The organism is Allosphingosinicella sp. (assembly GCF_036387215.1).
GTDB lineage: Bacteria > Pseudomonadota > Alphaproteobacteria > Sphingomonadales > Sphingomonadaceae > Allosphingosinicella.
The window spans coordinates 1-24,116 of sequence record NZ_DASVUE010000241.1; the positions used below are offsets into that span (position 1 = coordinate 1).

The 24,116-nt window shown below is 65.7% G+C and carries 27 protein-coding genes; 16 read left to right on the forward strand and 11 right to left on the reverse strand.

Annotation, left to right across the window (positions count from 1 at the left end):
* Positions 1 to 765: M1 family aminopeptidase (locus VF662_RS09695; RefSeq protein ID WP_464140373.1), on the forward strand; the 765-nt coding region annotated here is incomplete at its 5' end.
* A 61-nt stretch (positions 766 to 826) separates the two neighbouring features.
* On the opposite strand, the gene clpX is transcribed toward VF662_RS09695, so the two are convergent.
* Positions 827 to 2,086 (reverse strand): ATP-dependent Clp protease ATP-binding subunit ClpX, encoded by a 1,260-nt coding sequence (gene clpX / locus VF662_RS09700; protein ID WP_464140376.1) that lies wholly within the window; start codon positions 2,084 to 2,086, stop codon positions 827 to 829.
* Between the two features lie 92 nt (positions 2,087 to 2,178).
* Positions 2,179 to 2,820: an ATP-dependent Clp endopeptidase proteolytic subunit ClpP gene (gene clpP, locus VF662_RS09705; protein WP_464140379.1), complete on the reverse strand. Its 642-nt coding sequence runs from the start codon at positions 2,818 to 2,820 to the stop codon at positions 2,179 to 2,181.
* Between the two features lie 202 nt (positions 2,821 to 3,022).
* Between clpP and VF662_RS09710 the strand changes: the two genes are divergently transcribed.
* From VF662_RS09710 to tyrS, 6 genes are all read left to right on the forward strand, one after another.
* Positions 3,023 to 3,694: a DUF6975 family protein gene (locus VF662_RS09710; RefSeq protein ID WP_464140381.1), complete on the forward strand. Its 672-nt coding sequence runs from the start codon at positions 3,023 to 3,025 to the stop codon at positions 3,692 to 3,694.
* A gap of 39 nt (positions 3,695 to 3,733) precedes the next feature.
* Positions 3,734 to 4,576, forward strand: a complete 843-nt coding sequence (locus VF662_RS09715) for an AAA family ATPase (protein WP_464140457.1) — start codon at positions 3,734 to 3,736, stop codon at positions 4,574 to 4,576.
* A gap of 7 nt (positions 4,577 to 4,583) precedes the next feature.
* Entirely contained in the window at positions 4,584 to 5,762 is a 1,179-nt protein-coding gene (locus VF662_RS09720; RefSeq protein ID WP_464140383.1) for a vWA domain-containing protein, read from the forward strand.
* Positions 5,763 to 5,880: 118 nt separating this feature from the next.
* Positions 5,881 to 6,615 carry an autoinducer binding domain-containing protein gene (locus VF662_RS09725; RefSeq protein ID WP_464140386.1) on the forward strand — a complete coding sequence of 245 codons (735 nt, stop codon included), beginning with the start codon at positions 5,881 to 5,883 and terminating at the stop codon, positions 6,613 to 6,615.
* Positions 6,616 to 6,696: 81 nt separating this feature from the next.
* On the forward strand, positions 6,697 to 7,110 hold the full coding sequence (locus VF662_RS09730; protein ID WP_464140389.1) for a helix-turn-helix domain-containing protein: 414 nt from the start codon (positions 6,697 to 6,699) through the stop codon (positions 7,108 to 7,110).
* Positions 7,111 to 7,157: 47 nt separating this feature from the next.
* On the forward strand, positions 7,158 to 8,375 hold the full coding sequence (gene tyrS / locus VF662_RS09735; RefSeq protein WP_464140393.1) for a tyrosine--tRNA ligase: 1,218 nt from the start codon (positions 7,158 to 7,160) through the stop codon (positions 8,373 to 8,375).
* Between the two features lie 3 nt (positions 8,376 to 8,378).
* Here tyrS and VF662_RS09740 read toward each other — a convergent pair whose 3' ends face one another.
* Together VF662_RS09740 and VF662_RS09745 are read right to left on the reverse strand one after the other, a co-directional pair.
* Positions 8,379 to 9,731 carry an oligosaccharide flippase family protein gene (locus VF662_RS09740; protein ID WP_464140396.1) on the reverse strand — a complete coding sequence of 451 codons (1,353 nt, stop codon included), beginning with the start codon at positions 9,729 to 9,731 and terminating at the stop codon, positions 8,379 to 8,381.
* A gap of 75 nt (positions 9,732 to 9,806) precedes the next feature.
* On the reverse strand, positions 9,807 to 10,967 hold the full coding sequence (locus VF662_RS09745; RefSeq protein ID WP_464140398.1) for a glycosyltransferase: 1,161 nt from the start codon (positions 10,965 to 10,967) through the stop codon (positions 9,807 to 9,809).
* A gap of 386 nt (positions 10,968 to 11,353) precedes the next feature.
* On the opposite strand from VF662_RS09745, the gene VF662_RS09750 reads away from it, so the two are divergent.
* The 3 genes from VF662_RS09750 to VF662_RS09760 are packed head-to-tail and all read left to right on the forward strand — an operon-like array spanning position 11,354 to position 14,156.
* Positions 11,354 to 12,259 (forward strand): glycosyltransferase, encoded by a 906-nt coding sequence (locus VF662_RS09750; protein WP_464140401.1) that lies wholly within the window; start codon positions 11,354 to 11,356, stop codon positions 12,257 to 12,259.
* The gene (locus VF662_RS09755) at positions 12,244 to 13,080 is read left to right on the forward strand and encodes an FkbM family methyltransferase (RefSeq protein WP_464140403.1); all 837 of its coding nucleotides are present in this window, start codon (positions 12,244 to 12,246) and stop codon (positions 13,078 to 13,080) included. The genes VF662_RS09750 and VF662_RS09755 overlap by 16 nt, the downstream gene beginning before the upstream one ends.
* Positions 13,081 to 13,103: 23 nt before the next feature.
* Positions 13,104 to 14,156, forward strand: coding sequence for a glycosyltransferase family 61 protein (locus tag VF662_RS09760; protein ID WP_464140405.1), 1,053 nt, complete (start codon positions 13,104 to 13,106; stop codon positions 14,154 to 14,156).
* Here VF662_RS09760 and rfbD read toward each other — a convergent pair.
* The 4 genes from rfbD to rfbA are packed head-to-tail and all read right to left on the reverse strand — an operon-like array spanning position 14,153 to position 17,526.
* A complete protein-coding gene (rfbD, locus tag VF662_RS09765; RefSeq protein ID WP_464140407.1) occupies positions 14,153 to 15,037 on the reverse strand; it encodes a dTDP-4-dehydrorhamnose reductase in 885 nt (294 codons plus the stop codon). The two genes, VF662_RS09760 and rfbD, sit on opposite strands and share 4 nt — an antisense overlap.
* On the reverse strand, positions 15,034 to 16,098 hold the full coding sequence (gene rfbB / locus VF662_RS09770; RefSeq protein WP_464140409.1) for a dTDP-glucose 4,6-dehydratase: 1,065 nt from the start codon (positions 16,096 to 16,098) through the stop codon (positions 15,034 to 15,036). Before rfbB ends, rfbD begins: the two co-directional genes overlap by 4 nt.
* Entirely contained in the window at positions 16,095 to 16,652 is a 558-nt protein-coding gene (gene rfbC, locus VF662_RS09775) for a dTDP-4-dehydrorhamnose 3,5-epimerase (RefSeq protein WP_464140411.1), read from the reverse strand. The genes rfbB and rfbC overlap by 4 nt, the downstream gene beginning before the upstream one ends.
* On the reverse strand, positions 16,645 to 17,526 hold the full coding sequence (rfbA, locus tag VF662_RS09780; RefSeq protein WP_464140414.1) for a glucose-1-phosphate thymidylyltransferase RfbA: 882 nt from the start codon (positions 17,524 to 17,526) through the stop codon (positions 16,645 to 16,647). The genes rfbC and rfbA overlap by 8 nt, the downstream gene beginning before the upstream one ends.
* A gap of 337 nt (positions 17,527 to 17,863) precedes the next feature.
* On the opposite strand from rfbA, the gene VF662_RS09785 reads away from it, so the two are divergent.
* The 3 genes from VF662_RS09785 (at position 17,864) to VF662_RS09795 (ending at position 20,267) form a co-directional block, all read left to right on the forward strand.
* Positions 17,864 to 19,096: a hypothetical protein gene (locus VF662_RS09785; protein ID WP_464140416.1), complete on the forward strand. Its 1,233-nt coding sequence runs from the start codon at positions 17,864 to 17,866 to the stop codon at positions 19,094 to 19,096.
* Between the two features lie 83 nt (positions 19,097 to 19,179).
* Complete coding sequence (locus VF662_RS09790) at positions 19,180 to 19,341, forward strand: hypothetical protein (protein ID WP_464140419.1); 162 nt, start codon at positions 19,180 to 19,182, stop codon at positions 19,339 to 19,341.
* 65 nt (positions 19,342 to 19,406) lie between these two features.
* On the forward strand, positions 19,407 to 20,267 hold the full coding sequence (locus VF662_RS09795; RefSeq protein ID WP_464140421.1) for an SDR family oxidoreductase: 861 nt from the start codon (positions 19,407 to 19,409) through the stop codon (positions 20,265 to 20,267).
* On the opposite strand, the gene VF662_RS09800 is transcribed toward VF662_RS09795, so the two are convergent.
* A complete protein-coding gene (locus tag VF662_RS09800) occupies positions 20,260 to 21,240 on the reverse strand; it encodes a retroviral-like aspartic protease family protein (RefSeq protein WP_464140423.1) in 981 nt (326 codons plus the stop codon). The genes VF662_RS09795 and VF662_RS09800 overlap by 8 nt on opposite strands.
* Positions 21,241 to 21,320: 80 nt before the next feature.
* Complete coding sequence (locus VF662_RS09805) at positions 21,321 to 21,464, reverse strand: hypothetical protein (RefSeq protein WP_464140426.1); 144 nt, start codon at positions 21,462 to 21,464, stop codon at positions 21,321 to 21,323.
* Between the two features lie 74 nt (positions 21,465 to 21,538).
* Here VF662_RS09805 and VF662_RS09810 point away from each other — a divergent pair, with 74 nt between their 5' ends.
* The gene (locus VF662_RS09810) at positions 21,539 to 21,742 is read left to right on the forward strand and encodes a ComEA family DNA-binding protein (RefSeq protein ID WP_464140429.1); all 204 of its coding nucleotides are present in this window, start codon (positions 21,539 to 21,541) and stop codon (positions 21,740 to 21,742) included.
* Here the strand turns inward: VF662_RS09810 and VF662_RS09815 are convergent.
* Positions 21,722 to 22,423, reverse strand: a complete 702-nt coding sequence (locus VF662_RS09815; RefSeq protein WP_464140432.1) for a glutamine amidotransferase-related protein — start codon at positions 22,421 to 22,423, stop codon at positions 21,722 to 21,724. The genes VF662_RS09810 and VF662_RS09815 overlap by 21 nt on opposite strands.
* Positions 22,424 to 22,494: 71 nt before the next feature.
* Here VF662_RS09815 and VF662_RS09820 point away from each other — a divergent pair, with 71 nt between their 5' ends.
* Positions 22,495 to 23,334: a phytanoyl-CoA dioxygenase family protein gene (locus VF662_RS09820; protein WP_464140434.1), complete on the forward strand. Its 840-nt coding sequence runs from the start codon at positions 22,495 to 22,497 to the stop codon at positions 23,332 to 23,334.
* Positions 23,335 to 23,369: 35 nt separating this feature from the next.
* Positions 23,370 to 24,092 (forward strand): TorF family putative porin, encoded by a 723-nt coding sequence (locus VF662_RS09825; RefSeq protein WP_464140437.1) that lies wholly within the window; start codon positions 23,370 to 23,372, stop codon positions 24,090 to 24,092.
* Positions 24,093 to 24,116: the final 24 nt, after the last annotated feature.

Here is a 24,116-nt window from a genome sequence, read left to right on the forward strand (position 1 = left end):
TGGCTGTTCCACCACGAGTTCGCGCACGAATGGTTCGCGAACCAGCTCACCGCCTCCGATTGGGACGATTTCTGGCTGCACGAGGGCTTCGGCGCCTATATGCAGCCGCTCTACGGCCGCTGGCGGGGCGGCGAGTTCGCCTATCACGCGGCGATGAACACCGCCCGCAATACGATCCTCAACCGGTTTCCCCTCGTGTCGGGATCGCCGCGCGCCTCCGAAGAAGTCTACAAGCCCGAGAGCGGCCCAGGCGGAGACATCTACGTCAAGGGCGCCTGGATGCTTCATACCCTGCGCGAGCTTCTCGGCGATACCGCCTTCTTCGACGCCACCCGCCGCCTGGTCTACGGGCGGCCCGATCCCAGACCCGGAAATTTCAAGCCGCGTTACGGCAGCTCGGCTGAGTTTCGCAGCATCGTCAATCAGGTGACGGGCAAGGATCTCGGCTGGTTCTTCGACATCTATCTCGACGAGGCGGCGCTGCCGGACCTGGTCGAGGAACGGCGCGGCGACAGGCTCGACCTGCGGTGGAAGACTCCGCGCAACAAGCCGTTTCCGATGCCTGTCGAAGTGGAAGTCGACGGCCGGGTGCAGACGGTCGCAATGACCGGAAACAAGGGGTCGCTGGCGGTGCCCGCCGGAGCACACGTCGTGCTCGACCCCTCCGGCAAGATTCTCCGCCGCTCCGCCGACATCGAAGCTTTCCAGGCCTGGCAGAAGGAGCAGGAGGCCAAGGCGGCAGCGGCGAAAAAGGCCGGCAGCTAGCGCAAACGAAAAGGGGCGACCTCACGGGCCCGCCCCTTATGTAGTTCTAAGGGGGAGCGCGTTAAGCCGCGCTCTCGCCCTTCTTCTCGGCATAGACGCGGACCGGCTCCTTGCGGCCTTCGACCACGTCCTTGTCGATCATCACCTCGTCGACCCCGTCCATCGAGGGCAGGTCGAACATGGTGTCGAGGAGGATGTTCTCGAGGATCGAGCGGAGGCCGCGGGCGCCGGTCTTGCGCTCGATCGCCTTCTTCGCGACGGCGACCATCGCCTCGTCGGTGAAGCTGAGCTTCACGTCCTCCATGTCGAACAGCTTGGCATATTGCTTCACCAGCGCGTTCTTCGGCTCGCGCAGAATCTTCACCAGCGCGTCGGTATCGAGATCCTCGAGCGTCGCGATCACCGGCAGACGGCCGACGAATTCAGGGATGAGGCCGAACTTCAGCAGATCCTCGGGCTCACCCTGCCGCAGCACCTCGCCGGTGCGGCGTTCTTCGGGAGCGGCCACATAAGCGCCGAAGCCGATCGACTTACCTTGCAGACGGTCGGCGATGATCTTCTCGAGGCCGGCAAAGGCGCCGCCGCAGATGAAGAGGATGTTGGTCGTGTCGACCTGCAGGAATTCCTGCTGCGGATGCTTGCGCCCGCCCTGCGGTGGAACGGAGGCCGTGGTGCCCTCCATCAGCTTCAGCAAAGCCTGCTGGACGCCCTCGCCCGAGACGTCGCGGGTGATCGAAGGATTGTCGGACTTCCGGCTGATCTTGTCGATCTCGTCGATGTAGACGATGCCGCGCTGCGCCCGCTCGACGTTGTAGTCGGAGGCCTGGAGCAGTTTCAGGATGATGTTCTCGACGTCCTCGCCGACATAGCCGGCTTCGGTAAGCGTCGTCGCATCGGCCATCGTGAACGGCACGTCGAGTATGCGGGCCAGCGTCTGCGCGAGCAAAGTCTTGCCGCACCCGGTCGGCCCGACGAGCAGGATGTTCGACTTTGCAAGCTCGACGTCCGCGCCCTTGGCCCCGTGGTTGAGGCGCTTGTAGTGATTGTGCACCGCCACCGAGAGCACGCGCTTGGCGTGCTGCTGGCCGATCACATAATCGTCCAGCACCTTGCAGATTTCCGCGGGCGTCGGGACCCCGTCGCGCGTCTTGACGAGCGCGGACTTGGTCTCTTCCCGGATGATGTCGTTGCACAGCTCGACGCATTCATCGCAGATGAACACGGTCGGCCCGGCGATGAGCTTCCTCACCTCATGCTGCGACTTCCCGCAGAACGAGCAGTAGAGGGTGCTCTTGCTATCGCCGCCGCTCAATTTCGTCATTCTCTATCCTTCAGGCCTTCTGCCCGCCTGTCATGCGCACCCCAGGCGGAGCATCCTGACCTCTTATTACCACGATCACAATGGCCTAAACGTTAAGCCGCGTTTTTGGCCGCATCCTCGGCTGCAGCGTCCGGACGCTTGTCGAACACCTCGTCGACGATTCCGAATTCCTTGGCTTCCGAGGAGGAAAGGAACTTGTCGCGGTCCATGGCGCGCTCGATCGTCTCCAGCGTCTGGCCGGTATATTGCGCGTAAAGCTCGTTCATCCGGTGCCGGATGCGGAGGATTTCCTTCGCCTGGATCTCGATGTCGGAGGCCATGCCCTGGGCTCCGCCCGACGGCTGGTGGATCATGATTCGAGCGTTCGTGAGAGCCACCCGCATCCCTGGTTCGCCGGCTGCGAGGAGGAAGCTGCCCATCGAGGCGGCCTGACCGATGCACACCGTGCCGACCCGCGGGCGGATGTACTGCATCGTGTCGTGGATCGCCATGCCGGCCGTCACGACGCCGCCCGGCGAGTTGATGTACATGAAGATGTCCTTCTTCGGGTTCTCCGACTCCAGGTACAGGAGCTGCGCCGTGATCAGCGTCGCCATGTGATCCTCGACCCCACCCGTCACGAACACGATCCGCTCCCGAAGCAGCCGCGAATAGATATCGAAGCTGCGCTCGCCGCGGTTCGACTGCTCGATGACGATCGGCACGAGGCCGTTGACGATATCCTGATGATCCATGGTGAGGGAGAATCCTGTCGTGCAATTTCTACTCGGCCAACATCGGAGGTTCCGGGCGGAGGTTCAAGAGCTTCCCGCGCCGCGGCCCGTTCCGGGGCGGTCCTTGCGGCTAACGGGCCGTAAACCTCCTTTTTACGCCATTGAGATAGGTAGGACCCTTAGATCGGAGCGCATGGCAGCTTTTATGGAAAAGGGTCACTCGATGGCTTCACTATCGGCCGGCACCCAGAGCGGCGCCGTCATCGGCGGCCGATTGCTGGCTTGCGCCGCCGAGCAGGGGACCGCCGCGCACCCTTATCCCGTCAGCTTCGCGCTCCTCAAAGGGCCACATGCCGCGCGAAACCTGTCCGATGCGGTTCACTATCTCTGCACCCTCCATGGGCGCTATCCGGGCGTCATCGACCATGCCGCCGGCCGCTGCACCGAGGCGGGGCCCCGTGCCTGGCTTGCGGCCGCGGCAGAGGCATTCGGAGCCGAGCGTGCATTCCTCGCAAAGCTCGCCGTGGCGGCAGGACCGGTCCCCGGCACTCCCGGTTCGTCGGACAGCGAAGCGGCCGTGATCGGTCAGCGCCATGCGATCGAGATGCTCGCCCAATCGGAGCGGAACGGCTGCGCGCTCGGGGCAGCGCTCGCGCTCGTCGCCGATTGGGCCGCGATCCGCCAGGTGCTGGTCGCGGCCGCGGCCCGATTCGGAGTCGATCCAGTCCCCTATACGCTGGGGGAGCCGGAGGCGGTGCGAAGCGTCGCCGACCGTTTCGCCCCCTCGCCGGCCACCGAACGTGCGCTCCTGTTCGGCGCCGAGCAGATAGTGATCCAGCATCACGGCCTCTGGAGCCTGCTCGAGGCACGGCAGCAGGCGCGCGGCGCGGACTAGCTGTTGTACCCCGCGCGTCGGATCGCCTATGCGGCGGCGATGCGTTTCGAAGGCACCCAGAACTACGTCGCGACCGAGGATCTGAAGGTCGCAGTCAACGCGGCGGTGAAGCTCCGCCGCCCCCTCCTCGTCAAGGGCGAGCCCGGCACGGGCAAGACCGTGCTCGCGCACGAGATCGCCCGTGCGGCGGGCGCCCCGCTGATCGAGTGGCACGTCAAGTCGACCACCAAGGCGCATCAGGGCCTCTACGAATATGACGCGGTGGCGCGGCTCCGCGACGGCCAGCTCGGCGATCCGCGGGTCCACGACATCTCGAACTACATCCGCCGCGGCAAGCTTTGGGAGGCGTTCACCTCGCCGCAGCTGCCCGTGCTCCTCATCGACGAGATCGACAAGGCCGACATCGAATTTCCGAACGACCTCCTCCAGGAGCTCGATCGGATGGAGTTCCACGTCTACGAGACCAAGGAGACGGTGAAGGCGGCGGAGCGGCCGATCGTCGTCATCACGTCCAACAACGAGAAGGAGCTGCCGGACGCGTTCCTCCGCCGCTGCTTCTTCCACTACATCAAGTTCCCGGACCGCGAGACGATGCAGGCGATCATCGACGTGCACTTCCCGGGCATCCAGAAGATGCTGGTCTCGAAGGCCATGGACATCTTCTACGAGGTCCGGGACGTCCCCGGCCTGAAGAAGAAGCCGTCCACCAGCGAATTGATCGACTGGCTGAAACTGCTCCTCCACGAGGACATGCCCCTTGAAGTGCTCCAGTCCCGCGATCCCTCGAAGGCCATCCCGCCACTCCACGGCGCGCTCCTCAAGAATGAGCAGGACGTGATGCTGTTCGAGCGGCTGGCGTTCATGAGCCGGCGCGGCGGCTGACGCCGCGATGTTCTTCTCCTTCGTCGACGAGCTGCGCGCGGCGGGCATCCCGGCTTCGCTGAAGGAGCACCTCACGCTGCTGGAAGCGCTCGATGCCGAGGTGATCGGCGCTCGGCCGGAAGAATTCTATTATCTCGCGCGCGCGACCTTCGTGAAGGACGAGGGGCTGCTCGACCGGTTCGATCAGGTGTTCGGCAAGGTCTTCAAAGGGATCGAGACCAGCTACGGAACCGAAGCCGTGCCGATCCCCGAGGAATGGCTGAGGAAGGTCGCGGAGCTCTACCTCACGCCCGAGCAGATGGAGGAGATCAAGTCTCTCGGCTCCTGGGACCAGATCATGGAGACGCTGAAGCAGCGCCTCGAGGAGCAGAAGGGGCGGCACGAGGGCGGGTCGAAGTGGATCGGCACGGGCGGCACCTCGCCCTACGGCCATGGCGGCTACAATCCCGAAGGCGTGCGGATCGGCGGCGAAGGCCGGCACGGGCGCGCGATCAAGGTGTGGGACAAGCGCGAGTTCAGGAACCTCGACAGCTCGAAGGAGCTCGGCACCCGCAACATCAAGGTCGCGCTCCGCCGCCTCCGCCGCTTTGCCCGCGAGGGCGCGGCCGACGAGCTCGACATCGAGGAAACCATCGACGGCACTGCGCGCAAAGGATGGCTCGACATCCGGATGCGGCCCGAGCGGCACAATGCGGTGAAGCTGCTGCTCTTCCTCGACGTCGGCGGTTCGATGGACCCGCACATCCGCATCTGCGAGGAGCTGTTCTCCGCCGCCACGTCCGAGTTCAAGAACCTCGAATTCTTCTACTTTCACAATTGCCTCTACGAAGGCGTGTGGAAGGACAACCGCCGCCGCCACGCGGAGCGGACGCCGACTTGGGACGTGCTCCACAAATACGGCCACGACTGGAAGGTGGTGTTCGTCGGCGATGCGGCGATGAGCCCCTATGAGATCACCCACCCCGGCGGCTCGGTCGAGCATTTCAACGACGAAGCAGGCGCTGTCTGGATGCAGCGGATGGTGAACACCTACCCTTCCGCTGTGTGGCTGAACCCGATGGACGAGCTTTATTGGGGCTACAACCGCTCGACCGACATTGTGCGCGCGTTGATGCACGATCGCATGTACCCGCTGACCCTGGAAGGGCTTGACGATGCGATGCGGACGCTGAGCCGGAAGAGCTAAGGAGCCGTTGCCCGCGCACATGCGTTCCGCTGTTGATAAGGCTGAGCTAAGTGCAGGATCGGTTCATTCCGGCTTTGCTTAACTAGGTTGATTGGAGGCAGCGGTTCAGGCGAGTCGAATGTCAGCAGACGAAAACCAGCTCGCCCGGCGCACCTTCGACTGCATCGCGGATATGAAGCGCGCGAACTCGCCAGCCGATCTTTCGGCACGCGCGGCGCCGCTGTTTGCCGATCTCGGTCTTCCATTCTTCGCGCTCGCCCGCTTCTTCCGGCCGGATCGTGCTCCGGACGTGTCGGTGCTGGCCGGCAGCTTCCAGCCCGACTGGTCCAGCCGCTACGTGGCCAACGGCTATGGCAGCCGCTCGCTGATCGTGCGCGAGATGCTCGGGACCAAGGATCCCTATTCGTGGGGAGACGTGATGCTGCGCCGCCCGGTCGACGAGCATCAGATGCGGATCAAAGCCGAGGCCGGTGATTTTGGCCTCGCCGACGGCCTGTTCACTCCCGTTCGATGGGTCGACGGAAGCTATGCGGCGGTGGTGCTTGCGGGACCCGCGCCCGATCTCGAGGATTCGTTCGTCAGAACCTCCGCCGGCATCCTTTCGGGCTTCTACGCCGCGGAAGCGCGCAGGCTTGCGCCCGCATCGCCGGGGACAACGCCGCTGCTCAGCCACCGGCAGCGGGAATGCCTGGCCTGGGTGAGGCAGGGAAAGAGCTCCGCGACGATATCGACGATCCTCGGGCTGTCGGTGCAGACGGTGGATGAGCACCTCGCCGCGGCGTGCAGGAAACTGGGCGTCAGGACGCGGGTGCAGGCGGCGGTGGAGGCCTCGCTGGCTGGGCTGATCGACTGACGCCCCCCGAAGGTTAGGGGAATGCGCCCGCCAGGGCACGGATGTATCCTGCAGCATCCACTCGGAGGCGGGGGAATTTCGATGTCAGGAGCGAGGGCGGACGCGGATCGAGGTCTCCCGACGAGCACAGGGCGCCGGTCGCTGGCCGAAAAGCTCGCGGAGCTCAGGAGCATTGCGCGCAAGCCCTGCTCGGCCGTCGCCGAGGCAGCCGGCATTTCACGGCAGCACCTCTGGCGGATCGAGCAGGGCATCGTCCTCAGCCCCGGCCCGGAGCTGCTGGCGCGCCTCGCGGACGTCTACGGCCTGACGCTCGCGGAGCTGCTCTGTGCCGGCCCTGCTCCAACCGCAGTGCGCGCCCGCACTGTCGGCAGCGACCGAGAGGATATCCTGCGCCGCCTGATGCTCTGCGCAGACACGATGGGCGACGATGACTGGCAGGCGCTGGACGCGCTTGCCGACCGCGCCTCGCGCCGGGTGCCGGTACCGGCACGCTAGCTCCGGGGTTGGAGCTCGAAGCGGGAGCGTGCTAACCGCCGCGCCCGATGAGCCAGTACAGATCCGAACTCCTCCGCCTGCTCGAAACGCGCGGCTATATCCACCAGCTGACCGATGCCGGGGGGCTCGACGCCCTCGCAGGGCGGGAAATCGTGCCCGGATATATCGGCTTCGATGCGACGGCCCCTTCGCTTCACGTGGGTTCGCTCGTTCAGATCATGATGCTCCGGCGGCTGCAGCAGGCCGGACACAAGCCGATCGTTCTGATGGGCGGCGGCACGTCGAAGATCGGCGATCCGAGCTTCAAGGACGAGGCGCGAAAGCTGCTGACAGTGGAGACGATCAACGCCAACATCGCCTCCATCAAGCGCGTGTTCGAGCGGTTCGTGACGTTCGGCGATGGGCCGAGCGATGCGGTTCTCCTGGACAATGCCGAGTGGCTCGACCGGCTCGAATATATCCCCTTCCTCCGCGAGATCGGCCAGCATTTCTCCGTTAACCGGATGCTGAGCTTCGAGAGCGTCAAGCTGCGCATGGATAGGGAACAGTCCCTCTCCTTCCTGGAATTCAACTACATGATCCTCCAGGGCTACGACTTCCTGGAGCTGTCTCGCCGCGCCGCCTGCCGGCTTCAGCTCGGCGGATCGGATCAGTGGGGCAATATCGTCAACGGCATCGAGCTCGCCCGGCGGGTCGACGGCACCCAGGTCTACGGCCTTACGACGCCGCTCATCACCACGGCGGACGGCGGCAAGATGGGGAAGACCGAACGCGGCGCGGTGTGGCTTAATGCGGATCTGCTGAGCCCCTACGATTATTGGCAATTCTGGCGGAACACCCAGGATGCCGACGTGGGGCGGTTCCTCCGCCTGTTCACCGATCTGCCGCTGGACGAGATCGCGCGGCTCGAAGCGCTCGAGGGCAGCGAGATCAACGAGGCGAAGAAGCTGCTCGCCGACGCGGCCACCGAGATGCTGCACGGAGCGGAAGCGGCGCGCGAGGCGGCCGAGACGGCCCGGCGTACGTTCGAGGAAGGCTCTGCGGGCGAGCAGCTGCCCACGCTAAAGGTTTCCGGCGACATCGCCTTGGTCGATGCGCTGGTCGGCCTCGGACTTGCAGCGTCCAAGGGCGAAGCCCGGCGCCTGATCGCCGGCGGCGGCGCCCGGGTCGACGGCGAAAAGGCGGAAGCCGACATCGTCATCGCGGTCGAGGAACAGGTCCGCATCTCGGCCGGCAAGAAGAAGCACGGCCTGCTCGTCCGCTGAGGACTAGCGCTGGAGCAGCAGCGTTGTCGCCGCGAAATATCCGATGCTGGCCGCTGAGCCCGCGGCAAGGCCCAGGAGGCTCAGGCCCAGCTGCAAGGCCTCCTGGCTCCAGTTCAGCACGCCCTGGCGGCGAAGGACCAGCCAGAAGTAGATCAGCGGCACCACCTCCATAAAGCCGATCGCGAGCACCACGCCCAAGGTGCCGATCAGGAAATATCCGGCTGCCCCGGCGCTGCAGATCCACGCCACCCGAAGCTGGTTTGCCCTGAGGCCCGACACCACCCTCCCCGACGCCGTCAGATACTCGCTGGCCGCGATATTGCTGAGCAGCAGCATTCCGCTGACCGCCAGGATCGATAGATAGCGGGCGGCCTCGGCATAGCGGGGATCGTACAAAAGGCTGACGAGAGCGGGCGCCGAAGTGACGAGAGCCCCGGTCGCGAAGCTGTAGAGGCGGGAAATCAGCCGCCGGTCGGCATAATAAGCCTCCGGGGCCACGGCCGCATCCTCCCTGAGCGCACGCGAGTAGCGCGGGTACAGGATCCTGCTCCCATAAGCGTAGGCGAACAGGCCGGGCACCGTGGAGAGGCTCGCTGCAACCGTATAAAGACCGAAGTCGTGAAGGGAGAGCAGGCGGGCGAGCGCGACCTTGTCGAGCTGCGTCACCAGCAGGAACAAGGCGCTTGATTTCATTATTATCCAGGAGAAGGGCCGGAACTCGTCCCAGATCGACCAGTCCCACGACGGTTTTCTGATGCTCCTGCCGAACAGGATGTAGCTTAGCAGTGCCCGGACGATCGATTGCAGGATCATCGCAGCGATGATCGCCCAGACCGAGTGGAGCATCGCTGCCAGGATAATCGCCATAATCGTCTGAAGGACGACCATGCCGAGGTCGAAGAAGGAGATCGCGCTGACGCGGCCGGCCCGAATGAGAGCGATCAACGACATGGATGCAAGGCCGTTGACGAGCAAGGTCATGGACGCCGCCATCAGCGGCAGCTGCAAGGCCGGCTTGTCCAGGATCCATGCGACCGCCCCTGCCGAGCCCCCGGCGATCGCCGCCAGCACCACGCCCCGCGCAGCGTGGATAGTCCAGATCACGTTGAGGAAATTCGGATCGTCTCCGCGGTGGTGGCGAACCACGAACGGCTGAAAGCCGAAGTCAGTCATCAGCGTCAGGAACATGATGATCGTGGTGATGATCCCGACGATGCCGAACACATCGGGCGCCAGCAGCCGGGTAAGGACGACGGAGCTGGCCAGCCTGACGAGCGCCGTCGCGACCGTGGTGATGAGCAGTACCGACGCGTCCCTTTGCGCCACCGCCAAGAGCTTGCCTGCCCAGTTCCGCACAATCACCGCTCCCACATCGAGGAGGGCGCCGCCGTGGCGCGGAGGCTTCGGGATCCTTCGGGGGGCCGCATCGATCTAGCGGCCGCTCGCGCTTCTGAGATGTTGGACGCGGCGGGCGAAGGTGTCTTCGAACGACCGCCCGGTGCTCACCCGGTGCGTGCCGTCGATCAGCTCCGCCAGCCCGTTTCGGTCTTGCGAAAGACTGGCAATGCAGTCCGCTAGCCCCTGCGTGTCCCCCATCCGAACCGAAAGCCCGCAGCGACCCAGTTTCAGCACACCCTCCCACGCAGCATTGGCGAATCCCACGATGGGCACGCCGCAGCCGATCGTCTCGAGATAGGTGCAGGAAGGATCCCCCTGCATATGGCAGCAGACGAACAGATCGACGTCGCTCTTAAGCGCTGGCACGAGGGTATCGCGGAAGTCGACCGGCCCATGGAAGGTGACGAGGTCGGCGACGCCGATCCGGGCCGCCATCGTCTCCATCTCCGGGCGTAATTCCCCCTCTCCGTAAATCGCGAGGCTGAATTGAACTCCCCGCTCGCTAAGGTCCTTGGCAAGCGGGATCAGATAGTCCGCGCCCTTCATTCGCTCTAGCCGGCCGCTGAAGGCCAGCCTGAGGGGGAAGCCGGTAAGGACCGCCTGCCGCTTTCGGGCGATGTCCTCTGCCGTCGCCCCGTCGGCCGCAAGGAGACGAGAATCGTAGTAGAGCAAAGGTAGCGGATTGAGGCCCGCATAGGCCTCATAGGCCGGGAGCCCGTTCGCCTGCAGCCCTCGCGCGGCCTTGAATGCCTTCCGGCGCTTCAACTCCATGCCCATCACCCAGGCAGCGGACTTCAGCTTCGCCGCCCGCGGAGCGTTCGCCACCGACAGGATCTGGAGCCGCGTTCGCAGCGTATATTCGATGATGTAGACGACCGGCGCCTTCGTGATCCTGACCGCATCCAGGTCGCGATGATTGTCGGCGGCCGCGAGTATCACCGCACTTTCGTCCAGCAGGTGCGACGCATCCTCAAGCTCGTCAATGAACTCGACTTCGAACGGCAATATGCCCGGATCATATTCGGAGAAATAGGGCTGGTCCCTCACCGAGGAGATGCGCGTGAGGCAACGCACCGGCCCCGGCCAGAGCGAGGCATAGATGCTGAGTCCCTCGACCACCTTCACGTCCATGATCACGTTCGAGGCGAGCATCGCCGCCGGGACGCTCGGCAGGACAGTCAGGACGTCAGCCATTCAGCGACCCGCGCGCCGTCCCGTAATCACACATTCGCGAATCGTTCGTGCAAGGGGCCGTAACTTTCCATTGCGCGACCTCCGCGGCGCCGATAGCCTCGCTTGAAGAAGCCACACATCCCCGTGCCGTGAAAACAAGGTGGGAGCCCTTCTTGCGCCGTCGGACGAGTGTTGAAAACGTAGCCGTACGAGTGCTTCTGGGCAAGTTGAAACGGGTTCCGTTCGCCGAAGCGGCAGCAATGCGATATCTGGCGCGGCCGTTCTCCCGTTTGGGCCGCAAGAAAGTGGTTCTTGCCTATTGGAACAATAGCTTAGCGTGGGCGCAATTTTATCCCTTCCTATATTTCGCCCGGCGCTTGGAGCTGAATGGATACGAGTTCCGTGCCGTGGCATTTGGCGACGTCACATCCAGCAACCTGCTCGCTGAGGCGTCCGCTCTGTTCCTGCAATCGCCTTACGAGCCCGAGCGCGACCTGCTGGAAGAGACCCTCTCCGGAATCACCACGCGGCACCCGGACATCCTGGTAAGCTATTTCGACTGGTCCGCCACATCGGACCTGCGATTTTCCGGACGCGTGGCCCCGTTCGTCAGTCACTACGTCAAGAAGTCCATGTTCCGGGACCGATCGATGTACCTGCAGGCTCCCAGAGGTCACACGCATCTCGTGGATTTCTTCACCGCCCGGCACGGGCTGGACAACCCCGAGCCCAGCTGGACGGTTGATACCTCGATTATCGACCGGCTGAGGCTCGGACCTGCATTCTCGACAACGCATCGGCTCCTTCCGCTCTTCGCCCGGGGCCGCCTCCCCGCTCGCGGCGACCGCCCGATCGATGTGAGCGGCCGTGTCGAAACAGAGGGCACTCCCTGGTACTCGCGGATGCGGGCGGAGGCCGCCGCTGCGATCCAGGGTCTCGGCGGGCTGACCGTCACGACGGGGCGGCTCGGCAGGCGCGGTTTCATGCGGGAGCTGCGAAAGTCGAAGATCTGCTTCAGCCCATTCGGCTACGGAGAAATCTGCATCCGCGACTTCGAGGCGGTTGCAGCCGGGGCGGTACTCCTGAAGCCGGACATGGCCCATCTGGAAACGGACCCGGACATATTTGTCCCCTGGGAGACCTATGTTCCCGTCAGGTGGGACCTTGAGGATCTGGATTGCAAGGTGCGGCAGACACTTGCCGATCCCCAGCTGAGGCGACGCCTCGCGGAGAATGCATTCAACCGGGTCCAGGCTCACCTCCATAACGGCTCGCTTGAAAGGTTGCTGGCACGCCTATGTTCCAGAGATTGATCGCGCATCTGCGGCATGTCGCTTTTCAGGCGGGGCGGCGCCTGCCGCTCGGGGGCAGACGGTACCGGGTGAAGGGCTATCTGCCCAACCGCTTTTCGACCAGCATGACGCACGAGCCGCATCTCCAGATCGTCTTCAGGCGGTTGCTGGGCGGGCGCCAGGGCGCGTTCGTCGATGTGGGAGCTAATCTGGGGCAGACGTTAGTCAGCGTACTCTCGATCGATCCGCAGCGGCAATATGTCGGGTTCGAGCCGCAGATCATGTGCTGCGCCTTCCTGACGCAGTTCGTTGCGGACAATGGGCTGTCAAACGTGAAGATCATGCCGCTGGCGCTCAGCAATCGTTATTCGGTGCTGGACCTTCACGCGTCGAACCTGGGCGACGTGATGGCAACGACGCTCAGCGATGCCGAAACTCCCGTCGTCGCTTCGGTGCCGGTGGCGCCGGGGGACGAGATCCTGGCGCGGCTTCAGCTCGAGCGGATCGCAATCATCAAGATCGATGTGGAGGGCGCGGAGCCGGAGGTGATGGAGGGGCTGCGCGAAACGATTGCCCGCTGCCGCCCGGCTATCGTCTTCGAACTGCTTCCCAATTTCACCGGGATGGAACGCGCATGGCGCGCCGAGGAGGCGCGGCTGGCAAATCGCGAACGGGCGGCACGGATCCACGCGTTCCTGACCGAGGCGGGTTACCGGGTGTTCCAGATCGATCGATTGGGCGGGGAGCATCCCCTTGACCGGTTCGAGCTCGATGATCCCGCGAATTTCGTCGGATCGGACTATCTCGCCCTTCCGGACGAAGCTGCGGCTCCGCCGAACTGATGCCGGAACCGGACGCCGCGAGCATGCCCTACAGTGAAACGATCAGCATTCCGGCCTATCGCTTCAAGGCCTTCTGGCGCGTGGCGGCGGCCTCCACTTTCGCCGATCGCTTTTCGCCCGATGTCGAGCTCATCTATCATCCCGCGGCATCTTTCGTGAGCGGGCAGCTGGAGCTGAAGCTGGAGGAGGATGCGACCGCCCACAGCACTGATCTCACTCGGAAGCGGAAGCTGAAACTGAGGCTCGCCGGAGGCGCTCCTGTGCCGTTCGGCGGCGTCTTTATCGATCTTCGCGCCAATCATTATTTCAACTGGTCGCACCATGTGAACTCCTTCCTGCCGATGGCGATTTACGCGCGCGAGCGCTCCGGCCTTCCGCTCACCGTGCTGCTCCCGGAAGGTATGCCGGTGGGAGCGGTCGCCCTCTACCGTCGCTTCGGCTTCGATTCGCTGCTGAGCGATGCGCCGGTGCGTGGGCGGCAGCTGGTGTGGCGTATGGACCCGATGGAAGCGTTCAGTTCCTACCGCCACCATATGATCGAACGATTCATGCGTGCGCACGACGGCGACGAGGCGGTGTTCCCGCGGATCGAAGACCTACCCAAGAAGATCTTCGTCGCGCGCAAGGACACACGGCGGATCTCGAACCAGGCCGAAGTGGAGGCGGTGCTTGTCCCTCTCGGCTACAGGACGGTTTATATGGAGGAGCATTCGAACGAGGTGCAGTTCGCGCTGGTGCGGGGCGCGACCCATATTGTCGGCATCCACGGCGCCGGCCTCGCGCCGCTCCAATATTATTCGCCTGCCCGGGAGCCGCTCCACTTCGTCGAAATCCAGCCGCCGGGCTGCACGAGCAACTTCTTCCAGATCATGGCCGACCAGATCGGCGCCCGCTATTCCGCGGTGCGGGGCCGGCTCAAGCCGGAATATATCGAGCCCTCCTATGACGGCACCCCGCTCACCCGCTTCACGTCCGACGATTTCGAAGTGGACCCGCTGAGCGTCCGGGTCGCGATCGAGATCAACCGCCGCGGCGGCGTAATCGAGGATTATCCGCGCAACTGGTTCGCAGACTAGGAGGCGCCGAGGCGGCGGACGACCTCGCCGAGGGACTGGCGCCAATGCGGCATCGCGAATGCGAAATCGGCGGCAAAGCGGCTGCTGTCGAGCCTGGAATTGGTTGGGCGGACTGCCTTCGTCGGCCAGTCCGAAGTCCGGATCGGGCGCACCTCGGCGGCGGGAAAGCCGAGGGCGCGGCATTCCTGGAAGATCGCCTCCGCAAAGCCGAACCAACTGGTGGAGCCGGTTCCGGCAAGGTGGTAGGCCGAGCCGAGGCCGGTGCGCTCTCCGTGTCGGCAGCGTTCCAGCACCGCCAGCAGAGCGTCCGCAAGATCGAGGGCGGAGGTGGGATTGCCCTGCTGGTCCGCCACCACCGTGATTTCGCCGCGGCTTTGGGCGACGCGCATCATCGTCTTGACGAAATTCTGCCCGAAGGGGCTGTAGACCCAGGCGGTCCTCAGGATCAGATGGTCCGGGTTCGAGCGCCGCACCTGCTCTTCGCCGGCGAGCTTCGAACGGCCGTAGGCGCCGAGGGGCGCGGTTGAGGCATCTTCGCGGTAGGGGGTCGGTCTCCTCCCGTCGAAGACGTAGTCGGTGGAAATCTGGACGATCGCGGCGCCCACTCCACGCGCTGCGGCAGCGATCTCGCCGGCGGCGTCGCCGTTGATCCGCATCGCCCGCTCCGGCTCGTCCTCGGCGAGATCGACCGCGGTATAGGCGGCGGCGTTGATCACCACGTCGGGCGCCGCCCGCCGCACGGCAGCGGCGGCGCTGCCGGGGACCTCCAGGTCGAGCTCCGGCCGCCCCAGCGCCGCGATTTCCAATTCGGGAACGCCGGCCGACCGTTCGACGAGGCTGCGGACGAGCTGCCCCGCCCGCCCCGTCACCAGCACCTTCATCCGCCTGCCCCGAGCCGGGCTCCCGCATATTTCTGCTCGCGGATCGGGCGCCACCACCATTCGTTGGCGAGATACCAGTCGATCGTCTTCTCGATCCCGCTCTCGAAGCTCTCCTCCGCCCGCCAGCCGAGCTCGCGCTCGATCTTCGAAGCGTCGATCGCGTAGCGCCGGTCGTGGCCCGGCCGGTCCTTGACGAAGGTGATCAGCTCGCGCCGCCTGCCCCCCCCGCCAAGCGGCTGCTTGCGGTCGAGGATATCGCAGATCGTCTCGACGACGCCGAGGTTGGTCCGTTCCGACCGGCCCCCGACATTGTAACTCTCGCCCACCGCGCCGCGCGTGACGACCAGCTCCAGAGCACGGGCGTGATCGTCCACGTACAGCCAGTCGCGGACGTTCGCCCCTTCGCCGTAGACCGGCAGCGGAAGCCCTTCGAGCGCATTGAGGATCACGAGCGGGACCAGCTTCTCGGGGAAGTGGTAGGGCCCGTAATTGTTCGAGCAATTGGAGAGCACGACCGGCAGCCCGTAGGTTTCGTGCCAGGCGCGGACGAAATGGTCCGACGCGGCCTTCGAGGCCGAATAAGGCGAGGAGGGTGCATAGGCCGTCTCCTCGGTGAAGATGCCGCTGTCGAACGGCAAGTCGCCGAACACTTCGTCGGTGGAGACATGATGGAATCGGAAGCGCCGCTGCGCCTCCGGCTCCAGCTCGCGCCAATAAGCGAGCGCGGCGTTCAGCAGCCGGAAGGTGCCGACGACGTTCGTCTCGAGGAACGCCGCCGGGCCGTCGATCGAGCGGTCGACATGGCTCTCGGCGGCAAGGTGCATGATCGCCTCGACCCGCTCCCGCCGCAGGATGTCGAGCACGCCCGCCTCGTCGCAGATGTCGAGCCGATGGAAGCTGTAGGCGGGGCTGCCGGACACGTCCCGGAGCGAATCCAGGTTGCCCGCATAAGTGAGCTTGTCGAGGTTCACGACCTGGTAGCCGGAGCCGACCAGGTGGCGGCACAGCGCGCTTCCGATGAAGCCCGCACCGCCGGTGACGAGGATCCGCCTGATGCTCATTCGAACCCCGTCTCGACGTCGCGAAGGAAGGGCGCGTCCCGGTCCTTCGCCGAGAGCTGCACGTCAGTGGCGGCAACCGGCCAGTCGATCCCGATCTCCGGATCGTCGAAGCGGATGCTGCGCTCCAGGTCCGGCCGGTAGGGGGAAGTCACCTTATACTGGACTTCCGTGTCTTCCTCGATGGTGACGAAGCCGTGCGCGAAGCCCTTGGGCACAAGGACCTGGTTCCAGAGCTCGGCCGAGACCACGAGGCCGGCCCACTTGCCGAACGTCGGCGATCCCCGCCGGATATCCACCACCACGTCATAGATCGCGCCGCGGCTCACCCGCACCAGCTTGTCCTGGGCGGCGGGAGCAAGCTGGAAGTGGAGGCCGCGGAGCACGCCTCTCGCCGCCGAATAGCTGTGATTGTCCTGGACGAAATCGAGCTCGAATCCCGCCTCCTTCATGGCGGCGGCATTCCACGTCTCGGAAAAGAAGCCGCGCTCGTCTCCGAACTTGCGCGGCCGGATCTCCGCCGCGCCGCCGAGCCCGAGCGGCCGAACGTCAAGCATCGGCAACCTCCGCGGCGCGGCGCCTCAGATAGGCGGCATATTCCGTCTTCCCGAGCGCGTCCGCCCGTTCCATCACCTGCGCCGGCGTCAGATAGCCGAGCTCGAGGGCGATCTCCTCGAGGCACATGATCTTCAGCCCCTGCCGGTGCTCGATCGTGCGCACGAACGAGCCGGCCTCGTGAAGGCTCTCGTGCGTTCCGGTATCGAGCCAGGCAAAGCCGCGCCCGAGCCTGCTCACCTGCAGCATCCCACGTTCCAGATAGGCGCGGTTGACGTCGGTGATCTCGAGCTCGCCGCGTTCCGACGGCTTCAGCGCGGCGGCGATGTCGAGCACGTCGTTGTCGTAGAAATAGAGGCCCGTCACCGCCCAGTTGGACTTGGGCTCCGCGGGCTTCTCCTCGATGGTCAGCGCCCGCTCGCTCTCCTTGTCGAACGAGACGACGCCGTAGCGCTCCGGATCCTGCACCTGATAGGCGAAGACCGTCGCACCGCTCTCCCGTTCGGCCGCTTCCCGGCAGATCGCGGGCAGGCTCGCGCCGTAGAAGATGTTGTCGCCGAGGATCAGCGCCACCGGGCTGTCGCCGACGAACTCGCGGCCGATGATGAAGGCTTCGGCAAGACCATTGGGCTCAGCCTGCTCGGCATAGGAAAGGCGGATCCCGAACGTGCTTCCATCGCCCAGCAGCGCCTCGAACCGGGGGAGGTCCGTCGGCGTCGAGATCACCAGTATCTCGGTGATGCCCGACAGCATGAGGACGCCGAGCGGATAATAGATCATCGGCTTGTCGAAGATCGGCAGCAGCTGCTTGGATACGGCGAGCGTGGCCGGATAGAGGCGCGTACCGCTCCCCCCGGCTAGAATGATCCCCTTCACGTCCCCTCCCCCAAAGGCGTGCCCGCGGCAGCGATGCCGGCGCGAACGATTAGTGCGCTTTTCCGAGATTAGGCAAGCCTTTGCGCGAGCCTGTCGCGCCGGAGCGGTCTCTCGATGTGCAGGATCGCCCAAGGGTGCTGGGATGAGACACCGCCCATGCTTGAACGCGGCGCGGTTCGGGCCAGACGACGATCCGGCACGCCGAACCCGGCCCCGTGCGATAGACTCGGGGGCCGCGCGCGAATAAACAAGCGCGCAAAGATCAGGATCATCGGGAATTTCAATGGTTAGAGGCTCTTTGCGGGCGGCAGGCGCCGCGCTTGGGTGGGCCGCCCTCATGGTAGCGGCGACCTCGATCCAGGCACAGGACACGAACACGGTCGGAAACCCGCAGCTCAAGGATTTCGAGCTTCCCGGAACGCGCAGCACGCCCCCCGCCAAACAGCAGCAGCCGGCGCCCGCCACGACCGCGCCGCCGGCCGCCACGGTTCCTCCGGCAACGGCGCCGGCTCCGGCCGCCACTCCGCCCGCCGACCGCGCCGCTCCGCCCCCCGCCGCGGCGGCACCGGGAACGACGCCGGCGCCTTCGGCCGCCCGGCCCAGGAGCCAAGCCCCTGCCCGTCCCGCGCCGACGGCGGCAGCGCCCGCTCCCACGGCGCCGCCTGCCGAGGCTCCGGCCGGGCTGCCGGCTCCGACCGAGCTGGAGCAGGCCCTGCCCGCGCCCGCGCCCGTGACCGCAGAACCGAAGACCCAGTGGCAGCCGCCGGCGGCCGCTCCGGCAAGTGCGCCCGCGCAGGGCTTCCCCTGGCTTTACGTCGGCGGGGCCGCATTGCTTGCGCTTCTCGCGCTTGCGGCGCTGTTCGCCTTCAAGCGCTCCAGGCCTTCGACCGAGCCTGAAGGCATTGCCGAGCCGGTCCTGGAGGAGCCTCAAGCCGCTCCCGGGCCGGACCCGCTCTTCGCCCGCCGCGCTCCTGCTCCGGCCCCTGATCCTGCTCCCACTCCGGTCCCCTCGCCCGCACCGGCGGCGGCACCTCCGACGGACGGCTTCGTCGGCATCTCGATGCGGCCTCGGCTGGAGCTCGAGTTCAAGCCGGACCGGGCCGCTGCGACGCTGACCGAAACGTCGGTCCAGTTCGGGCTGACGATCAGGAACACCGGCAACAGGATCGCCCGCGACATCCGGATCCAGATCCAGATGGTGAATGCGGGTCCCGATCAGGACCGCGAGATCGAGGCGTTCTTCGCACAGGCCGCGTCGCGCGACGATCCCGCCGCGATCCAGGCGATCCCGCCGGGCTCCGAGGCCAGGATCAACACCTCGGTGACGCTTCCCAAGGACCGCATTCGGGAGCTCATCGTCCAGGGGCGCCAGCTGTTCATCCCGGTGATCGCCTTCAACGTCTTCTACGAATGGGACGAGGGCCGCGTCGGGCAGACCTCGATGTCCTACATCGTCGGCCGCGAGGCGCCGAGCCCGCAGGAGCGGATGGGCGCATTCCGGCTCGACCTCGGCCCGCGCCTCTACCGGCAGGTGGACCAAAGGCAGGCGAACCTCGCCAAGGTCGTTTGACGGCGGGAGCATTGCAGCCGCGCTGGCTTTTCCAGCCGCCGCGTCTATTGGATCGGACCTGATCTCATCCAGCGGAGCGCTTCATGGCCAAGGAACCCACCACTCCAGACGATGCCGGAAAGGCCGCGCGAGACAGCAAGCGGAGGGTGCGGACCGGAGTTGCAGTAGGCATCGGCTCAGCCGCGATCGTAGCCGCCCTCCTTTATGCCAATCGCGGCCGCAAGGGCGATCAGGGCCGGGACTGAAACGACAGGAACAAGGCCGTGGCGGCAGGGTTGGATCGAGCGGGATCGAACCCGCAGGAGCCGACATGACCGACCAGTACGCCGAGCCGCCCTTCCCCGATCAGCCGCAGGAGATGCCCGGAACGACCGCGGCGATGACTCCGAGGCCCGATCACGGCGAGGACAGCTACAAGGGCTCCGGGCGGCTCCAGGACAAGAAAGCGGTGATCACCGGCGGCGACAGCGGCATCGGCCGGGCGGTCGCCATCGCCTATGCACGCGAGGGCGCCGACGTGATGATCAGCTACCTGTGCGAGCATGAGGACGCTCGGGACACCGCCCGGCTCGTCGAGGAAGCGGGCCGGAAAGCCGTGCTTTTCCCGGGCGACATCTCGAGCGCCGAGCATTGCCGCGCGCTCGTCTCGAAGGCCGTCGAGGAGTTCGGCCGGATCGACATCCTCGTCAACAATGCGGCGCACCAGGATACGTTCAAGTCGATCGACGAGATCAGCGACGAGGAGTGGGAGCACACGTTCGCGACCAACATCCACGCCATGTTCTACATCACCAAGGCCGCCGTCCCGCACATGAAGCCCGGGAGCGCGATCATCAACACGACCTCGATCCAGGCCGACAGCCCGTCCGAGGAGCTGCTGGCCTATGCGACCACCAAGGGCGCGATCCAGAACTTCACCGGCGGCCTTGCTCAGCTCCTCGCCGAGAAGGGGATCAGGGCGAATTCGGTCGCCCCGGGTCCGATCTGGACGCCGCTCATCCCCGCCACCATGCCGAGCGAGAAGGTGCAGCAATTCGGAAAGCAGGTGCCGATGCAGCGGCCGGGCCAGCCCAAGGAAGTCGCGCCCGCATTCGTGCTCCTGGCGAGCGACGAGGCGAGCTATATTTCGGGGGCGAACATTGCGGTGACCGGCGGCAAGCCGATCATCTGAAGTTGAGGCCCGAGCCGGCGCCGCCGGCGAGGGTCGTTCCCCGACGGCGCGCATTCTGCGGCACGAGGAAGTGCACCTTCCGCCGCGAGAAATCGACCGAGACCCGGGAAAACAGCCTCAGCGCGTCCATGCCGAGCAGGATTGCTGGGCGGTCGCCGAGGCCGAGCTGGGCGAACGGATGCACGTCGGCAAAGCCGATCGGCATCCGATCGATGACCACGTTGCCGAGGCGCATGTCGTCGACCTGCGTGTAGTCGATCGAGATCCTGCCGCCCGTGACGCTGAGCAGCTGGATCGGGATCGTGCGCTCCAGCCTCCCCTTCGCAACGAGCTTGCGGCGAAGCGCCTCGTTGCCCACCGTCGCGTCGGAGCCGGTGTCGAGGATGACGGTCACCTTCTCCCCGACCAGCGATGCATCGACGAGGATGAGCCGCCCCAGCCGCCGCCGCGCGGTGACGACGATGGTGTCGGGGCCCGAATAGACCGCGCTCGCCTTCGCCTGCGTGATGCTCATCGTCTGGGCTTCGAAGTCGAAGTCGATCCGCTGCGATTGCAGGGTGTCGACGCCGAGTATCCCCGCGGCGCCGATGTTCGTCTCCCGCAGCACCGGGGCGTGGATGTCCGTCACCTTCTGCCGGCTCAGCTCGAGCGTCGGGATCATGGCTGTGCCGAACTCCCCCACACCCGTCATGCTGTGCAGCCGCACCGACCTTCCGGGGCCGAGGCCGAGCTGACGCACCAGCTCGTTCGAAACCACCGTCCGCTCCGCGCCCGTATCGACGACGAAGCGGTAAGGCCCCTTGCCGGCGATCCGGACGGGGACGGTCATCCGGTCAGCCGCAGTGGCGGCGAAATCGACGATATCCTTCGAAGCTTCGGCTTGGGGCGTCGGGGCGGTTTGAGACAGAGCCGAACCGCCGGCGCAAAGCGCCAGCGCAAGCGCTGCGCCAATGGACAGGAAAGGATGAGGCATCGTTCGCCCTCCGCGATGCGCAGCCTATGCTTCGCGGAGGGCCGGAGCAATGGATATCGCGGGCTGTGCGGCCCCTGCGGTCAGATCGGCAGCATCCCGAAATAAGCGAGTACCGCAACGACGGCGATCAGCAAGGCGATGCCGGCGAGGAGGCCGCCGCCGCTGCCGCGCTCGACGATCACCGTTTCCTTTTCGACCGGACGGTCGCGATCCAGGTCACTCATGACAATCTCCCTCGAACGTTACACGTGTGGAACGCTCTCCCGTTTGCGGTGTTCCGAAGCGGCAAGGAGACCCAATGGCCGATACGCTCGATCTCAACAGCGCCGACAAGGATGCGCTCGACGCGCTGGACGGACTCAGGGGCCACGGCCATGAGATCGTCCGCTACCGCGAGGAGCGGGGCGGCTTCACCGCTCTCCGGCAGCTCGATGAGGTGCCGGGGCTGACCGGGAAGGTGAGCCCGGAGACCCTCGCCCGGTTAAGGATCGGCGGCGGCTGATCCGCCGAGGATCCGTCGGATCCAGCCACCGACCAGAGCCCGGTCGTTCGGCCGGTGGAGCGATTCGATCGCCGCATCCGGGTCCGGGAGCCGCGCACGCCGATGCTCGATCAACGCCTCGGCATAAGCGGGGTCGAACTCCGGGTGGCACTGGAAGGAGATTGCCGGCTGGTCGCGATATTCCAGCACTCCGAAGGGCGTGAAGGGGCTCGCCGCGACGATGCTGCTGGTTGGAGGCTGCACCACGATCTGGTCCTGGTGCGACACCGGCACAGCGAATGACGGCACCGGATCCATCCAGTCGGCCGGCGCCTTCACGTCGTAACGGTGAAGGCCGATGCCCCAGCCCCGCTCGGACTTCTCGACCCGCCCTCCGAACGCCTCCGCCATCACCTGGTGGCCGAAGCAGATGCCGACCAGCTTCGTCCTGCCCCTGGCGCTGCGCAGGAAGCCCTTCAGCCGGTCGATCCACTCGAACGCATCGTAGACGCCGGCGGGTGAGCCGGTGACGATATAGGCCTCTTCGTCCTCCACCTGAGCAGGGAAGGCGCCGCCGACCACATTGTAGTTGGTCATTACATATTGCGGCCCGAGCAGCTCCTGGAACATGTGCTCGTAGCGCCCGAACCTCAGCTCGAGATTGGCGGGCGGCTCCCCCGTCTCCAAAATGCCGATCTTCATCCTGCCGCCACTCGCCATGCGGCTTCAAAGGCACTAGCTTCCAAATAGTTCAAGCTTTGCCAGGAAATCGCATGAGCAGCGCACCCGCTTCGGCACCCTCGACCTACGAACCGGCCGACATCATGCGCGGCCTTTACGGCGACGGCATCATCGGCCTCAAAGGCGCGTTCAGCCGCGACTGGGCGCAGCGGATGCGGGAGGATGTGCTGGCGCTGTTCGAAGAGGCGCAGCGAATTCCCGGCGGCGCGCTCCCGCGCGGGCCGCAGCGCTGGTATGTCGAGGTCCAGCCCGAGCGGATCAGGGGCTTCGTCGACATCGCCACCCACCCCTGGTTCGTCGCCGTCTGCGAGGCGGTGCTGGGTCCTGAGTACAAGATCGTCGAAGTGGGGTTCGACATCCCCTTTCCCGGAGCCGCCGACCAGCCCTGGCACCGCGACTTCGCGGTTCCCGAAGCGACCACCAGGGGCCGCCGCCTCAACTCGCTCGCCTTCAACATGACCGCGGTCGACACGATCCCGGAGATGGGGCCGTTCGAAGTCGCTCCGGGCACGCAGTGGGACCAGTTCGAAGGCTGCCCCAAGGGCATGTTCCCGCCGCGCGAGCTCTGGCCCCGCTACATTGAGCGGGCGCAGCAGAAGATGCCGCAGATGGGTGACATCTCCGCCCGCTCCGCGCTCACCGTCCACCGCGGCACGGCCAACCGTTCCGACCAGGCCCGGCCGGTGCTGGTGGTCGGCGTCGATGCGCCCGACGCCACCAACGCCCACCATCACGATCTTCAGGTGAGCCGCGCCTATCTCGAAAGCCTACCCGCCCGAGTGCGCGACCACCTCACATATCGGGTCGTCGACGAGCTGCAGCCGATCATCCAGCACCACGTGATCGAAGGCCTGCTGCAGCCGGACTATTGAGCGGCCTTTAAGCTTTTTCGGCCATAGGCGCAGGCATGGGCCGGCGCCTCGTCCTTCTTGCCTTCGTCGCGTTTGCCGCAGCGCCTGCGCACGCCGTGGGGGACGAGGCGGGATCGGCGCCGAAGCTGACGTTCGAAGCCGAAGCACTTTCGGACTACCGCTTCCGCGGCATATCGCTCTCGGGCGGCGAGCCGGCGGTGCAGGCGGAAGCGTTGCTGGAGTTCGATTCCGGCGTCTGGGCCTCAGCCTGGGGCTCCACCTTGTCCGGCACCGACGTCGAGCTTCAGCTCGGTCTCGGCTATTCGCACGACATCTTCAGGCGGCTGAACCTGGAAGTGTCCATCAACTATTACGCTTACCCGTCCGACGGCGCGTCCAACTATTTCGAGGGCGCCGCCGCGCTCTCTTACCCCTTCGGTGCTCTTACTCCGAAGCTCGGCATCGAATATGCCCCGGCTCAGGATCACCTGCGGGACGAGAGCGGGGCGAAGCGCGACAATCTCTACGCCTTTCTCGCGCTGGAGCTCGCGCTCCCGAAAACGCCGGTCACGCTGGACGGTCAGGTCGGCTACGAAACGGGTGTGTTCGACACGCGGGCGGCAGGCGGCAAGTGGGATTGGCGGATCGGCGCCAAGGCCAGGACCAGGTGGCTCGACTTCGGCCTTGCCTATGTCGACAGCAATGGCCGCCTTCGCAGCGGAAGCGGCCGCAACCTGGCAGGCGAGCAGCTGGTCGCGTCGGTCGGCAAGAGCTTCTGATCTCCTGCGCAAGGCGCGGGAGAC